The 14,209-nt window shown below is 39.0% G+C and carries 23 protein-coding genes; 17 read left to right on the forward strand and 6 right to left on the reverse strand.

Annotated features, from left to right (window positions below; all coding sequences use genetic code 11):
- Window positions 1–2 precede the first annotated feature (2 nt).
- From AC0OM3_RS08105 to AC0OM3_RS08150, 10 genes are all read left to right on the forward strand, one after another.
- Window positions 3–155: an SU10 major capsid protein gene (locus tag AC0OM3_RS08105; protein WP_474211384.1), complete on the forward strand. Its 153-nt coding sequence runs from the start codon at window positions 3–5 to the stop codon at window positions 153–155.
- 62 nt (window positions 156–217) lie between these two features.
- Window positions 218–616, forward strand: a complete 399-nt coding sequence (locus tag AC0OM3_RS08110) for a hypothetical protein (RefSeq protein WP_080451000.1) — start codon at window positions 218–220, stop codon at window positions 614–616.
- Window positions 616–948, forward strand: a complete 333-nt coding sequence (locus AC0OM3_RS08115; RefSeq protein WP_098877102.1) for a hypothetical protein — start codon at window positions 616–618, stop codon at window positions 946–948. Before AC0OM3_RS08110 ends, AC0OM3_RS08115 begins: the two co-directional genes overlap by 1 nt.
- A complete protein-coding gene (locus AC0OM3_RS08120; protein WP_080451001.1) occupies window positions 948–1,352 on the forward strand; it encodes a hypothetical protein in 405 nt (134 codons plus the stop codon). The genes AC0OM3_RS08115 and AC0OM3_RS08120 overlap by 1 nt, the downstream gene beginning before the upstream one ends.
- Before the next feature lies 1 nt (window position 1,353).
- On the forward strand, window positions 1,354–1,725 hold the full coding sequence (locus AC0OM3_RS08125) for a minor capsid protein (protein ID WP_061655939.1): 372 nt from the start codon (window positions 1,354–1,356) through the stop codon (window positions 1,723–1,725).
- A gap of 5 nt (window positions 1,726–1,730) precedes the next feature.
- Entirely contained in the window at window positions 1,731–2,288 is a 558-nt protein-coding gene (locus AC0OM3_RS08130) for a hypothetical protein (protein WP_061655940.1), read from the forward strand.
- Between the two features lie 239 nt (window positions 2,289–2,527).
- Window positions 2,528–3,121 (forward strand): hypothetical protein, encoded by a 594-nt coding sequence (locus AC0OM3_RS08135; protein ID WP_474211373.1) that lies wholly within the window; start codon window positions 2,528–2,530, stop codon window positions 3,119–3,121.
- A 1,281-nt stretch (window positions 3,122–4,402) separates the two neighbouring features.
- A complete protein-coding gene (locus tag AC0OM3_RS08140; protein WP_474211375.1) occupies window positions 4,403–4,771 on the forward strand; it encodes a hypothetical protein in 369 nt (122 codons plus the stop codon).
- 775 nt (window positions 4,772–5,546) lie between these two features.
- Window positions 5,547–5,717, forward strand: a complete 171-nt coding sequence (locus AC0OM3_RS08145; protein WP_170950844.1) for a hypothetical protein — start codon at window positions 5,547–5,549, stop codon at window positions 5,715–5,717.
- 199 nt (window positions 5,718–5,916) lie between these two features.
- Window positions 5,917–6,129 carry a helix-turn-helix transcriptional regulator gene (locus AC0OM3_RS08150; protein ID WP_061655943.1) on the forward strand — a complete coding sequence of 71 codons (213 nt, stop codon included), beginning with the start codon at window positions 5,917–5,919 and terminating at the stop codon, window positions 6,127–6,129.
- Between the two features lie 114 nt (window positions 6,130–6,243).
- Here AC0OM3_RS08150 and AC0OM3_RS08155 read toward each other — a convergent pair whose 3' ends face one another.
- From AC0OM3_RS08155 to AC0OM3_RS08180, 6 genes are all read right to left on the reverse strand, one after another.
- A complete protein-coding gene (locus AC0OM3_RS08155) occupies window positions 6,244–6,411 on the reverse strand; it encodes a hypothetical protein (protein ID WP_176535474.1) in 168 nt (55 codons plus the stop codon).
- Window positions 6,412–6,483: 72 nt separating this feature from the next.
- Window positions 6,484–6,639 carry a hypothetical protein gene (locus AC0OM3_RS08160; protein WP_154695902.1) on the reverse strand — a complete coding sequence of 52 codons (156 nt, stop codon included), beginning with the start codon at window positions 6,637–6,639 and terminating at the stop codon, window positions 6,484–6,486.
- 977 nt (window positions 6,640–7,616) lie between these two features.
- Window positions 7,617–7,757, reverse strand: coding sequence for a hypothetical protein (locus AC0OM3_RS08165; RefSeq protein ID WP_172793980.1), 141 nt, complete (start codon window positions 7,755–7,757; stop codon window positions 7,617–7,619).
- A gap of 186 nt (window positions 7,758–7,943) precedes the next feature.
- Entirely contained in the window at window positions 7,944–8,084 is a 141-nt protein-coding gene (locus AC0OM3_RS08170) for a hypothetical protein (protein WP_474211377.1), read from the reverse strand.
- 186 nt (window positions 8,085–8,270) lie between these two features.
- Window positions 8,271–8,411, reverse strand: coding sequence for a hypothetical protein (locus AC0OM3_RS08175; protein ID WP_172793980.1), 141 nt, complete (start codon window positions 8,409–8,411; stop codon window positions 8,271–8,273).
- Between the two features lie 185 nt (window positions 8,412–8,596).
- Window positions 8,597–8,737 (reverse strand): hypothetical protein, encoded by a 141-nt coding sequence (locus tag AC0OM3_RS08180; RefSeq protein ID WP_172793981.1) that lies wholly within the window; start codon window positions 8,735–8,737, stop codon window positions 8,597–8,599.
- 1,597 nt (window positions 8,738–10,334) lie between these two features.
- Between AC0OM3_RS08180 and AC0OM3_RS08185 the strand changes: the two genes are divergently transcribed.
- The 7 genes from AC0OM3_RS08185 to AC0OM3_RS08215 all read left to right on the forward strand — a co-directional run.
- Entirely contained in the window at window positions 10,335–10,955 is a 621-nt protein-coding gene (locus tag AC0OM3_RS08185) for a helix-turn-helix domain-containing protein (RefSeq protein ID WP_205751722.1), read from the forward strand.
- 79 nt (window positions 10,956–11,034) lie between these two features.
- Window positions 11,035–11,175, forward strand: coding sequence for a hypothetical protein (locus AC0OM3_RS08190; RefSeq protein WP_154695900.1), 141 nt, complete (start codon window positions 11,035–11,037; stop codon window positions 11,173–11,175).
- A gap of 102 nt (window positions 11,176–11,277) precedes the next feature.
- Window positions 11,278–11,577, forward strand: coding sequence for a hypothetical protein (locus AC0OM3_RS08195; protein WP_474211380.1), 300 nt, complete (start codon window positions 11,278–11,280; stop codon window positions 11,575–11,577).
- Between the two features lie 290 nt (window positions 11,578–11,867).
- Window positions 11,868–12,140, forward strand: a complete 273-nt coding sequence (locus AC0OM3_RS08200; RefSeq protein WP_061655934.1) for a helix-turn-helix transcriptional regulator — start codon at window positions 11,868–11,870, stop codon at window positions 12,138–12,140.
- Window positions 12,128–12,598 carry a hypothetical protein gene (locus AC0OM3_RS08205; RefSeq protein WP_061655935.1) on the forward strand — a complete coding sequence of 157 codons (471 nt, stop codon included), beginning with the start codon at window positions 12,128–12,130 and terminating at the stop codon, window positions 12,596–12,598. The genes AC0OM3_RS08200 and AC0OM3_RS08205 overlap by 13 nt, the downstream gene beginning before the upstream one ends.
- Window positions 12,579–13,175: a hypothetical protein gene (locus AC0OM3_RS08210; protein ID WP_061655936.1), complete on the forward strand. Its 597-nt coding sequence runs from the start codon at window positions 12,579–12,581 to the stop codon at window positions 13,173–13,175. Before AC0OM3_RS08205 ends, AC0OM3_RS08210 begins: the two co-directional genes overlap by 20 nt.
- A 93-nt stretch (window positions 13,176–13,268) precedes the next feature.
- Window positions 13,269–14,209 (forward strand): SU10 major capsid protein (locus tag AC0OM3_RS08215; RefSeq protein WP_474211382.1); only part of this gene is annotated, 941 nt, incomplete at its 3' end.

The raw sequence follows: 14,209 nt of genomic DNA on the forward strand, positions 1-14,209 counted from the left end.
CTATCCGTCCATTACAAACGCGTGAATTTGCTCACACTTACTTAGGTAAGAAAGGCGACTACATGCAAGGAATGATCGTCGGTGAGTACACGCTAGAAATGTTACAAGAAGCAGCCCACGCTAAGATTACGGGTCTTTCTACTAAAAGAAAATAATCGAAACTGATCGGCTAGGGCTTCGGCTCTAGTCGATTTTCATATATAGGAGGTCGTGGTATATGGATCGAATTGCAGAAGCAACGGAGCACATCGATGCTTACGTAATCAGCAATGAGGACTGGCACGACGCTGACGACGACAAAAGGGTTCGTCTTATGAATGCGGCAGATAGAACGCTAAAGAAAAAATTCAAGGGTAATACAATCCCTGATAACGCAATATACGAATTCGCGGCCTATCTAGCTATCGTTTACAACGACACGAACAAAATGCAGCAGCATGGTATTGCGTCATTCAGTGTTACGGGAGTAGGTTCTTTCACGTTTAAAGAAAACAATGTATCTAGTGCGGTAGGGCAGCCACTAAAAGATCTTATTCCTGATAGTGTAGTAGAGCTTATTGAAGAAGTAAACGACGATCTACATGTATCAGGTCGTAATGTGGGGTGGCTTACGTAATGGCAATCGTACCATTAAAACAAACAGTCACTAGACGAAGAGCGGTCGGAGATCTCGACATGTGGGGAAAACCCGAAGGGATCGAAGAAGCCGAACTTAAATGTCGTGCGGTCGAGGGATCGCACACCACAACGGATCGGAATAGTCAAATGCACGGCGCAACGATCGTTGTCGATCTGAAATTATTGCTAGACAAGCTAGCTGATATCGGTTACGAAGATGAAATCGAGTACGTCAACGAAGCAGGAACGATTTACAAAGGCAATCCGAAAAACATTACAATTCAGCGGGATTTCACGGGTAAGCCGTTGCTGACGGTGGTGTTTATTTAATGGCAGGATTCACAATCGATTTTAGCAGCTTCGACGGAAATATGAATCGGATCGCAAACGACGTTAAACATTCGACTAAACAAGCTATGCAGGATTGCGTAGATGATCTCGCTAGGATCTCGTCAAATATTGCGCCTATCGATACGAGCAGTCTACGTAAATCACATAAAAAGACCGTCAAACAACAAGGCGATCAAGTAATCGGAGAAGTTTCGTTCTCGGCATTCGGACGCGGTAATTTTAATTACGCAATAGCCATGCACGAATGGTCGTATACGCCGAGTTCTACGGGATCTTTTAACGGTTATGCGGTCGGTAGTAAGTATTTAGAGCGACCAATTAAAGGTGAGTCACAAAAGTACTTACAGTGGTTGGGCGAAGGTGTTCAGAAAGGATTGAGGTAGTATGCGAGCACAAGACGTTAAAACGTACGTCGAATCGATCATACCGAATACATACTACGCCTACACATATCCTACGAAGTCGAAAGATGAATGCGTCTTGATCGTACTACATGGCGGAATGCCTACACGAGAGACGGGCGTAAGGCAGCCGACATTACAGTTCTTAGTGCGTGGGAGCGTTGGCGATGTAGCAACGGCAGAAACGAAAGCGTACGAGTTGTACGAAGAATTCAAGTATAAAAAAGACGTTATGATCGGCGATTGGTCGGTCTCGAAAATACAAGCATTACAATCCCAACCGATATGGACGGGAACGGACGAAGCAAAACGTCCTATCTTTTCGCTAAACTTTCAACTAACTATCAGGGGGTAATAATTATGGCTAAATCAAACACAATCAATGTACCGATCGGTGCTGCAATCGTAGAATACGGTGAAGGACAAGACATGGTTAAATTCGATATCACGAAAGGTGGTATCTCATTCGGTGTATCTACATCTGTACAAGAAGTTACGGTCGATCAATACGGTGAGACGCCTGTGAAATCGATCATGAAAGGTCGTAAGGCTGAAACAACTGTACCATTCGCATTACACGATCTAAAGCGATTATCAAAAGTAATGCCAAACTCTAAATTCGTAGAGAGCGGGGAGAAGCAAGCGTTATTCGTATCTGCGCAAGCGGGATTCGATATGTTATCGACTGCGAAGAAAATGGTTATTAAACCGACTGCGCCTGACACTACGCCGAATGACTGGATCACTGTACCAAACGCAGCGGCGTCAGCTGATCCTGATTATACGTTCGATCCTGACAACGAGCGTATCGCAAATATCACATTCAATGCATTCCCTGAGGCGGACGGCACGTTATACATCTTAGGTGATGAAACTGTAAAAGAGAAAGAAACGGTAAAGGCTTCGGCAACTAAATAATAGCGAAACTGGGCGGGGTCTTCGGACTTCGCCCTCTTTTTTTTGTTGATATGTAAATTGTGTCGCCGAGAAGTCGATTTTAAGACGATTATCTTTTGTTTCGTAGGTATATGGTCATTAAATCGCAAATTTAGATGGAGGTATAACTTGTACAAGTGTAGAATATGAAATAAACAACGTATGAAGGTGAAACGAGTAACGTATGTGTGATTGATTAGTAAGAAGTGGAGGACGTATTTATGAAGATCGGAGACGTTTTGAAGGCATTGGTAACAACGAAGAGTGCCGTATTAGCAAAGGAAATAGGTATAGGAGAGAAGAAGCTGCGAGACACATTAAGAAGCCTCGGTTATGAATATCGTAATAGTGGCGATAAAGGGTGGCACTTCGTAGGCGAGGGTGATCAGCCGCTTGAAAGAGACATACAAGACTTCGTTAACGTGCGTAAAATGCGTGAGCAACGTAAGGTTAACGTGCAAAGAACGATCGATGTGTCAACAAAAGATGAAGTGCATAACGCATTAACACCGCATGAAGTAAGTACTTTACGTGATATGATTAATGAATGGGAAACGATTAAAGATGCTATAAATACCGTAGCAACAACGCGCGAAGGCGTGGCAGAGACATCGCATAGTATTAATGATCTGTATATAAGAGTTAAGCAAGAAATAGAGCCTCAAAAGAAGATGCGCAAAACTTTAAATGTCAATGAGGGCGTAGGAAAAGCACTTGACGAATTCGCAGAAAAATTCCGACTAGATAAGCAAGATATAGTAGAGCTTGCATTGTATGATCTGTTCGAAAAATATGGCGAGAATTATAAGGATTGAGAAGAGAAAAAGAAAAGATAATAGCGAAGATACGGGAAGCCTTGGCGGGTTTCCCCATTTTTTTTTTTGCACGCAGCGAAGAAAGAGGGCGTAAAAGAGCGATTAATAGGGAAGAAAATACGCTGAGATTAACGATTCTGAGCCGATACCTTTTGGATCGCGGGTAGTAGTCGCGAAGATTCGTCAGAATGCGCTTATCGGCGATGATATGCGACGAATACTGACATCGCGTCGGGTTTAATACAAAAAATAACTTGATTTTAGTAGAAAAATGGCGTTACAATGGATACAACTTAATATTGAACGTAAAAAAGCCGCTCGTAGCTACCAACTTCGAACGACTTGTGGTTGTATTCTCTCGCTACCAACGATTGAATACGGCTTCCAGTAAACCACCTACTGGATTAAATTTATGTATTCATTATATCGACTAAGCCAACATTCTGCAAGTGGAATTTGTTGTATGTGCATATACAGTCTATTGAGCGATACTCTTTTAATCCCGTACGGTGGGGATTACTAGGGTATCGCTTTTTTGTGTTCGCGTGGAATTGCCTGATACCACGTAGATAAAAACTGATAAGCCGTAATTCCGTGCTGCATACATTCATTTAGCGGGAACGTGTTACGGCGTGGCTTGCTATCGGTCGTGCGGAGAGTACTCGTAATACTCTTACAAGGATAGCGCCCCGTAACGTATTCCTATTCATGCGTTGCGGGTAGGCGAGAACTTGCCTAGGCGTGTAGTCTAAAAGGTTCGGGGGGTTATCGTTAGCGTTATGGCGCTAGGGAATACGCTCAGCATGTCACGTAGGGACGATATTACGGGGACAAGCCGAGAAAAAGGGCGTATGCGGTGAAAACCGCTGAGTGAATAGGGTCTTCTGACCGACCAACGAGGTGCGGCATGGTAAAGGCGCTTATCTTTCTATTCTGTTAGATTACTTTTTGTAGTCTTTCAGCATAGGGGATAAGTCTGTCAACTTCCCTCCCTGCCTCGGCTTAGCATGGTAAAGGGCGTCAAAGAAAAGTCAAGAGATTTTAAGAGATTAAGAGAAAATAACTACCACTATCTGCGGCTAGAGGAAAATATAGATAACTACCACTAACTAAGGATAGAGAAAAATGGATTTAAACGAAATTTAGATTAATAACTATATAGAGGGAATGGAAAAAGGGATATCAAAGTAAATTAAAGAAAAAGAAGATGTGTAAAATTAAGGAGAAGTAAGGGAAAGCGAGAGTGAAATCATTATTGATAAAAATAAGAAATTACAATAGTTGAATACTTTTACATGGAAAGAGGCAAAAAGTATTCAAGAAGAAAGAAAAATTAAGGAACAGAAAAAGAAAGAAAGGAAGAAGGCTAGGAAGAGGGCTAAAAAAGATAGTGGAATAGTTAAGGCGGTTAAAAGGGGTAGAAAGATGCCAATAGTTGCGGGAAGCAAACAAATGGCAAAGGAAGAACAAGAGCGAAGAAAAGAAAGATTAGAAATAGATGCGATGAACAACGATAATATACCTGCAAAGTTAGTCCAGAAGGAGGGCGGCTATACTATCGGTACTTCGAATCATAATAAGAAATGGATTCAAAAGGGAGTTGATAGATATAACGCGAGGGTTTGGCGAGGTTGGAGAGAGAAAGAATGATTTATGAAAAAGCGTAGTTATCTAAATAGTTTAGTATGTAGATTATAAGCCGAGAAATAATAAAACGGCTTTCCAGATGCTCGTATATGAGTTAGTAATGCGTATAGTGGTCTATTTATATTTGAAACTATTATCGGCCGTTATATGCCCTATTATGCGGTTATAGATTGATGTAAAAGGGAAAGACTCTCGGAACATTGGGAGGTGTCTTCTAATGTTGGAATTTATTATGATTGAATTATCTGTATATTAATATATACTATAAAAACAACCTTTATTTTAGAATGGACTATAGTAAAATTTTGTATTTATGTGGAAATTAAAGGTTGCGTAATAAGAGACAAAGTCACATAATGTAATTAATGGAATACCACGGCGATACCACTCGCTAAATGCGACGCCGATATAAGGAACATGCGGACACCACGCAATGAAGTTAGATGTAACACCGCATAGAGAATGCTATATTGTAGTTGTGTAGGAATGTATCACCTTTTAGCGAAATGAACGGGCAAGAGCAAGAGGCATGCGGAAACAGTCGGAAATGACGAAGGGAATCTCCCCCCCCGCTAACGGCATAGGACGGAAACCGACGATACCACAACCGCATTAGATATCTATATAAATATATAGAACAAAAGAAAGTGCTAGGATTAACCAACCTATCGCTTTTTTGTTGTTTATACTTTTTAACCAATTTAAGGAAATGCCGCTTCGGTTGACTTGTGTGAACTTGAGGTTTATTATAAGGATATAAAGAAAGGGAGGTGAAAATATGAATTTGTGGGTAATTTTAGGTGGTTTTGTAGCAACCTTGAATCAATTATCAGCACTGATTAAAAACAGTGTAGATACATACTACAAGGTTAAAGAGAAAAGAGTCGCACCCACCAAGATGACGACTCAGAATAACCACAAGGTAGAGGGAAACCTCTCCTATACCTAAGATTATAACACATTCATACTAATTATGAAAAAATTTATATGGAAAAATATCCCTATAGCTATATTTCTTATTTTTGTTTTAACAACCCTTGATTACAACAACCTAGGTACTGGGGAGTATACCTATATTATCTTTGCTGGAATAGCTCTATTTTTAATGTTGATTAATATGATTATCCTGTATATAAAGGAGAAGAAGAATGTTTAAATTTGAAACAAAAGAACAACTAACAAAATTTATACAAGATGAAGTTTTAAATTCATCGGAAGCATTAGATATTCTCGGGTGTTCTAGACAGTATTTAAACAAACTGGTAAAAGAGGGAAAACTAATACCGATTAAAGAGACAACTCGCGATAAACTATTCTACAAACAAGATGTTGTAAAAAGAAAATCTTTAATGAGAAAGTAAAAGTTTTTATTTCGAATTCCCAATTATTAGTAATTTATAGGGGGAAGAACAAGAAGCGGACGCAAATTGATGCGTACCGCCTTTTTTATGTTCGCATACACGGCGTATATTCGTTTATTTATAACGTGCCCTTATTACCATTTCGGTGATTATCGCTGCGGCTACTGATAGGGCGAAAATAACGCCGAATGATGCGACGTAGAGATTTCCGAATGCTTTCGCTACGCACATAAATATGAATGCGAATACGATTAGGAACGTTATATTTCGATTCTTTTTCATAGTATATTCGTGAATATTTCGTGTTATAATTAAGTAATAGATAGAGCGTGCTGTCACACGCCCTACGCTATTTTACTTTCTTGAGAATCGACTAGCGATTTTGAATCTACGCTTTTTCTTACCATCTTCGTTTATGTACTCAAATTCCCACTTGACTGCAATGAACGGTAGTAAGTATTTAGCGATATCAAATCCGTATGTCGATATGAAGTGTAACACGATATCCACTTCGTAACCTCCTTTCGAAAGTATTGTACTCTCTCAAGCACATATTTATTATAACATTGATATCGCCGTCATGTCAACTTTATTTGAAAAGTTTTTTTGGCGGTGCTATTTTTATGCCTATTTTTCCCTTATTCATCGTATTTTATTACATAAAAAACGCCTAAAATATACAATTAAGTAGCGATTAGAAGTCTAAAGAACGATAGATATACGCTAAAATGTACGTTAAATGTGCGGTAAATAATCGACAAATATACGATATCATATGTTAGCCGATTCATTTCTGCTATATTTAGCGTTAAAAATATGCGAATATAGGTTGTTAATGTAGCTAAATGTACGTTAAATATACGACAAATATATCGTTATTTAATGCGTTAATCAGTCGATAAAATATACCGATGTAAACTATTAAAAAATATATTCAATATTTACGATATAAGATATAGTCGTTGATATGACGCCGTTCTATCGCTAGGATTTTGTTTACAAATAGCGGAAATATGTATACGAAAGTTTACGAACATTAAATATCATATGGTCGCATAATGTTCGTGTTTTTTCGTTTCATTAGCACAGAAGGGCTGACGGGGACGGCTTCCGAAACTCGGGGGGTTAGAATTTAGTCGCACAATCGTAATATTTTATGGCAAGGACAGGCGACCTTTTTACGCATCATATAACACATAGACGGCGCTTCCTTCATTTCGCTACCATTCTATTAATACAGTTCGGTAAGTGTGCGTACTGTATAGAAATACGCATAACAGAGCGGAACAATGCGGTTTCATTCGGGATTAATCGCACTAATATACAAAAAATGTAGGTCGCTATATTTCCGTTATTCATAAAGATATACACTCTTTGCTTAAACTATTTAAAAGTATAAAGAAAAGAAAATCATTTTTTAAAAGAATACTTACTATAAATGCGTTATAACTCATAAAAAATAGGAGAGGTTTCCCTCTCCCTTGTGGTTATTCTGAGTCGTCATCTTGGTGGGTGCGACTCTTCTGCATTTCTTCTTTAACCTTGAAATACATATCTAAGATATTTTTAATCAATCCTGAGAGTTGATTAAGACCTGCAATAACTCCTGCAATGATTAGCCAGTTCATGTTCTCACCTCCTGTTGATATCTCTATCTTATCAGTTTAGTTTAACTAAGTCAACTAAAAATTACACCTTTTTTCAAATTTGGTTAAAAATCATGAAACAATGACGCAATGTCTTTTAAAAGAATACTTACTATAAATGCGTTATGACTCATAAAAAAATAGGAGAGGTTTCCCTCTCCCTTGTGGTTATTCTGAGTCGTCATTTTGGTGGGTGCGACTCTTCTGCATTTCTTCTTTAACCTTGAAATACATATCTAAGATATTTTTAATCAATCCTGAGAGTTGATTAAGACCTGCAATAACTCCTGCAATGATTAGCCAGTTCATGTTCTCACCTCCTGTTGATATCTCTATCTTATCAGTTTAGTTTAACTAAGTCAACTAAAAATTACACCTTTTTTCAAATTTGGTTAAAAATCATGAAACAATGACGCAATGTCTTTTAAAAGAATACTTACTATAAATGCGTTATGACTCATAAAAAAATAGGAGAGGTTTCCCTCTCCCTTGTGGTTATTCTGAGTCGTCATCTTGGTGGGTGCGACTCTTCTGCATTTCTTCTTTAACCTTGAAATACATATCTAAGATGTTTTTAATCAATCCTGAGAGTTGATTAAGACCTGCAATAACTCCTGCAATGATTAGCCAGTTCATGTTCTCACCTCCTGTTGATATCTCTATCTTATCAGTTTAGTTTAACTAAGTCAACTAAAAATTACATCTTTTTTCAAATTTGGTTAAAAATCATGAAACAATGACGCAATGTCTTTTAAAAGAATACTTACTATAAATGCGTTATAACTCATAAAAAATAGGAGAGGTTTCCCTCTCCCTTGTGGTTATTCTGAGTCGTCATTTTGGTGGGTGCGACTCTTATGTATTTCTTCTTTAACCTTGAAATACATATCTAAGATGTTTTTAATCAATCCTGAGAATTGATTAAGGCATGCGATAACTCCTGCAATGATTAGCCAGTTCATGTTCTCACCTCCTGTTGACATCTCTATCTTATCAGTTTAATTAACATGAGTCAACTGAAAATCACATCTTTTTTCAAATGTTGTTAAAAATATGAAACAAGAACGCATCTTTTCTACATGACTTCTAGATATGAGCGTGTAATAGAATATAAAAGAAAAAGTTTCCCGCAGGAGATTACTAAATAACTAGGGGATATATTGTGGTTAGCCCACAAAGGCATTACTATATAAAACAGGGGCTATATAGTGTCTATATTTATATGTACCAAACCACCATATCTATTAGCCAATAGCCCGCACTATATTACCAATAGGTAACTACCTATATACAATACCCTGACATACATAGCCCGCTATACAATGGGGGATAGGGTGGTCATACATAGTCTTCTATGTACTCTCATAATAATATTGTATTTAATATTCTTATTAACTCTCTATCAGATTCCTAGATGTCTTATACTTAATGGACTACACGCAATGCTATATGGGGTTGATACCATCACACCACACCAAGGCATACCACACTGTTACTATCTAATGCGTATGAGAGAGTGGAGGCAGTGAATAGTTATCTGTTGTCTTCTTCTTTATTTGTGTTTTGTTTTGTTTTGTTAATCGAAAAGAATTGAAGAGAAAGAATCTTTGAAACTTAAATGATTAAAAGAGAATACAAAAACTTTATTCATTCTTTTATTCATTCATTTGAAATCAAACGCAAAAGAAGAATGTGATTAAAGCAACGTTTTGTTTCGTGCATAAAAAGTTTATCGAATTAAATTGATTGCGAAAGTCTTTCGAATGCTTTTAAATCAACGTTTCGAAGAGAAAGTCGAAAGTAACAAAATGTCATTCTGTTGTATTCGTTATTCATCGAAATGAATTTGATATTCATCGACGAGCCAACCCAAATCGAAAATTTCCGAACCCCCCCAAGCCGCCGCCGTCCCCCTCGCAGCAGTGGTATTCAAAAAGCGCGCATCATTTTTAACTCAGGGCGTAGATTTCCCGCAGCAGCTACTAGATTGTACCGCATTCCTATTACTATCCTACCGAAAAGCCTTACGAAATAGCCCATCGATACCCTAGCGAATCCTAGCGAATCCTTACGAAATCCCCTAGCGAATCCTATCACCTGTAATTACGCAGATTGCTAAATAAGCGGTATTCCCTATATTTCGAGCTCTATTGTATCTATAGCGCATAAAACGTCATACAAACGAATCTGAGGCGTTTAAGAAATATCAGTTATTTATCGGCGTAATCCTTTCTATTCAAAATAACGCATAGAATATCGTTTATTATCTTTCGTTATTAAATACAAATCTATAAACGAAATCAGTCGAAACTAAAATCGTACCGCGTTTATGTACGTGTAAGGGCAAAACAGTGAGTGCCTAACATTAAAATTGAAAACAGTGAGTGCCTACGGTACGAAACCAGTGAGTGTTAAAAATGAGAATAGTTAGTGTGTACTGTCTAAACCTGACAGTTAACTAGAAAAGAACTAGATCTATTAAAAGAAAAGAGAAGAAAAGGGTTTCTCTTCTTTTAGAAATCACGCAGCAATGAAATGAATTGAAGGGGATGGGAACTAATGCGTATAGAAGATAAAACAAAAAGAAAGGGTCAAAAGAATACGGCTGAATTAAAAAGTAATGCGAAGACAGAAGTATATAATCCAAAGGAAAAGAATGCAGGCATGAGTTTCTATAAAGTACCGCAGGATCTCAACTATTATCAATGGATCGATGGTTACAAGATTGAAATGTCGCTTTTATATGCGATCATAGCGAATTGGTACAACGAAAAACAAGGCTACGCCTACCCAACGCAACACCAGTTAATGGAGAAATACGACAAATCTATAAATATTCTTCGCTCACATATTCGGAAACTCGTAGAGGTCGGCTTAATATCCATACAGACTGCGAACACAGGCGGGAATCACTGCTATGTACCGCACGTACCAATGAAGAAGGCGCAAGTCTTCGAAGCATTTCCAAGTGCTGCGGTTAATTATGAGAAGCGTATGAAATGGATCGAAGAGAAAGAAGCGAAGGATCACTCGAAACTAAAAGAGCTACATAAGAAATCGGCAAAGATCAACGAAGCGCAAGCAGTAGCGAAGAGAGAAGAGGTTGTAGAAAATATCGAAGGGAATTCGATAGAAACCGCGTCAGATCTTAGCGAAGACCTATCGGTTATGGCGTTTTGATGCGAAGGCAAATCGAAAACAATCGACATACGGAAATTGTACATGATCCGCAGGAAATTATAAAAATGGAGGCTATAAAATGCAAACAAATACGCAAGAACTAGAGTTAATACCAAATTGCAGTGTACTAAACGGCGGTAAGTCGGCTCATCTTATCGAGATACATACCTATTGCAGAAGAATGAAAGATACGTCAGAATTCCACATCTGTAAAAAGTAAATGAACAAGATGTTAGTTTACTATCGCACGTTGTCAATCGATCATGTGCTAGATTTTTAAAAATTTCACATACCATATTAAAAATAATCGGAGGGTTTAAGGATGAAAACAAACAAAACAACGTATTGGAATACTATCGAAGGTAATGCCGAAAATACAAATGCCAAAATAGCCGATCTAGGCGCAGCATACAAGGCAGAAGCGACTAAACCACTATCGAAAGGTGAGCGAACTTCATACCTAATGCAAATTTTAAGAGAAGCTAGGGTGAAGTATGGGCGTGATTTCGTAGTGATTAATTTAAACACAGAACTAGCGCCTGATTGGAAGGTCATACCGCAAAAAACGCGTGGGAGCGCAGGTATTAAGGATCAATACGACAACGACAATCTGTTTATGTAACAGGCTGCGGGGAATAACTCTATGTATCAAAAACTAAAAAAACTGTAATAAATTCTAAAATGCATACAATTAATACCTAGATAGTCGTATCTATAGTATGTAAGGGATAGGCGACTTATTATCGATTATTTCTGTATTCCGATACCTCGGATTATTTTTTAGTATTGCCGCAGGTTTCTTCATCGCTACTCAGAGCGATAAGATCACATTTCCCGTGCTTGCGGTAGTACACCATTGACGGTCACGTCTTACTTTTTATTTAAAATATCAATACGTAAAGGAGCGATAAGGTGTATCAGCTAAATAGCAGCAAATTAAAATTAATTCGCGGATTAATGGGAGTAACCCAAAAACAATTTGCCGATCTTGTTGGCGTGGACACAAAAAGTGTAAGCGCGTGGGAAGTTGGACGATCAATAGCGAATCAAGATAACGTAAAGCGCGTTGTTCAATTTGTTGGCGAAGAGAATTTCGAACAGATTGATGCTTGGTTCTATAGTACCGACACGCAGCGATTGATGAACGATCTGCAAAGGAAGGTCAGTCCTACATGCGTACACTAGTTGTTTGTAACGTTCACGAACTGCGAGAGGTACGGTTTTTATGTACACATATTTACGAAGACAATTACGCAATAGCACAGAATATTTTACCTTTACGAGACGAGCCAATCGAAGAGAAGATTCGCACGATCATAATGATGAACTGCGACGACGTATCGGCGTTTGACGTACATACGAGTACAGAAGATGTATATAAAGCATGTTTAAGAGCTCCTGACATCATGTGCCACTATAAAGCGCCTGAGGAAACGAGCGAAACGATAAAAGGCTTCGAGGACGAGCGGACACAAGCGGCTTTGATCGATATTTATGGGTTACAAGAAGAGCAACCCGAAGAAGTACAAATAAAACACATACCGAAGTGGCGGGAAATTTTAATCTCACTGCTACGTAAGTGTATCAGATTACTAGAAGGAAATACGAAGGGAGAGATAAAAGATGGAATGGAAACTATATGATGAATTCTCGGTACAAAACGATAAGGCTCACGAGTTTATCGCAGGCTATCGAGAAAAGGTACAAGCCGCAAAAGAGGATGTGACGGCAGCTACGCTAGCATATGAAGATATCCTAAAGCAAGAATTTGCGGGGAAAAAGGTAGCGACGCAAAAGAAAGCAGCACTAGCAGAGATCGAAAAGGCTCAGGCTGCGTTGAGGATCGCCGAGGGCGAATACACAAAAGCTAAGGATTACGCAACGGCGAATCTAGCAGGTACGATAACACTCGATGATCTTGCAAATGATTGGCGTACTAACATTGTGCCGACCGTACGCAAAAATAAAGTCGATCCACTGCGTAAAAAGGCAGAGCAAGGGTTACGTGATTATTTCGAAGCCGTCGTAGGGATCCTACAAATCGAAAGCGAGAATAAGTGGGCAGTAGACTTCATGAACGAGCGTTTTAGAAGTCGAAAGGGTGCTCGTCCTCTTATGCAGAATGCGGCAGGTATCGGAGATATTCCCGTACCGCCAAACGATAACGACTGGAATAAACTTCTAAAGTATAGACAAATACCCACAAGATTCGAGAAGTAACTAATATCTGTAGGCTAATCGCCTACTAATATAAACAAAGAGAAGTCGCCAATAATCGGGCGGCTTTTTCTAATTCTAAGGAGGAAATTATAAATGGTAGTATATTCAAATGATCTAATCGGTAAGCAAGAGAGTGTAGCAGATGAAATGCTGCTATTAAACCCATTACAAACACCTATGTTAAATCTAGTAGGATTCGGAATCCCAGTAACGAACGTTGAGCACGTTTGGTTCGAAGATGAAATGTTCGAACAAGAGAGCGCATTGACGGCGGCTTTAACTGCTGATGCTACATCTATCGAAGTAGAAAACGGCGAAGCGTTCCGATCTCGTCAAGTAATCCGAATCGGCGAAGAGTTAATCTTAGTAGCTAAAGTCGAAGGCGAAAAGTTAACAGTATTGCGTGGATACGCTGATACGGTTGCGGCTGCTGCGGAAGTTGGTGAAGTAGTAGAAGTAATGTTCGTAGAAGGCGAAGAGGGGGCAGACGCTCGCGATGTTCGTCACAAGCCACGTAAGCGAGTTTCTAACCTTACACAAATCTTCGACGAGACTGTAGAGATCACGGGTACGGCAATGGCGGTCACTCAGCATGGCGTAGATAATGAGTACGAGAAAGAAAAGCAAAAGAAACAACTAGAACTAGCGCTAGCGTTAGAAAAAGCGGTAATCAACGGCATTAAGTACGAAAAAGGCAACAAGCGTATGATGCGCGGGGTACGTTCGTTCATTCAGACAAACGTGATCAAAGCTAACGGCGCAGCAATCTCAGACGAGCATCTAATCGAAGCATTCCGAGCAATCTTCGAGAAAAGTGGTCCTACTGCTAGCGGTAACTACAAAATTATCGTAGGTGCTACACAAAAGATTGCTATATCTAACTTCGATAATGCATCAATTCGCTTAGACCGTATGGACAACGGACGAGGAAGTGTAGTAGACCACTATATCTCAGACTTCGGTAACGCTGAGATCGTACTAAATAACAATATGCCTGCGGGCGAAATCCTAGTAATCGACGCGAATCGTTTATC

Source organism: Bacillus sp. FAU20, from assembly GCF_056033865.1.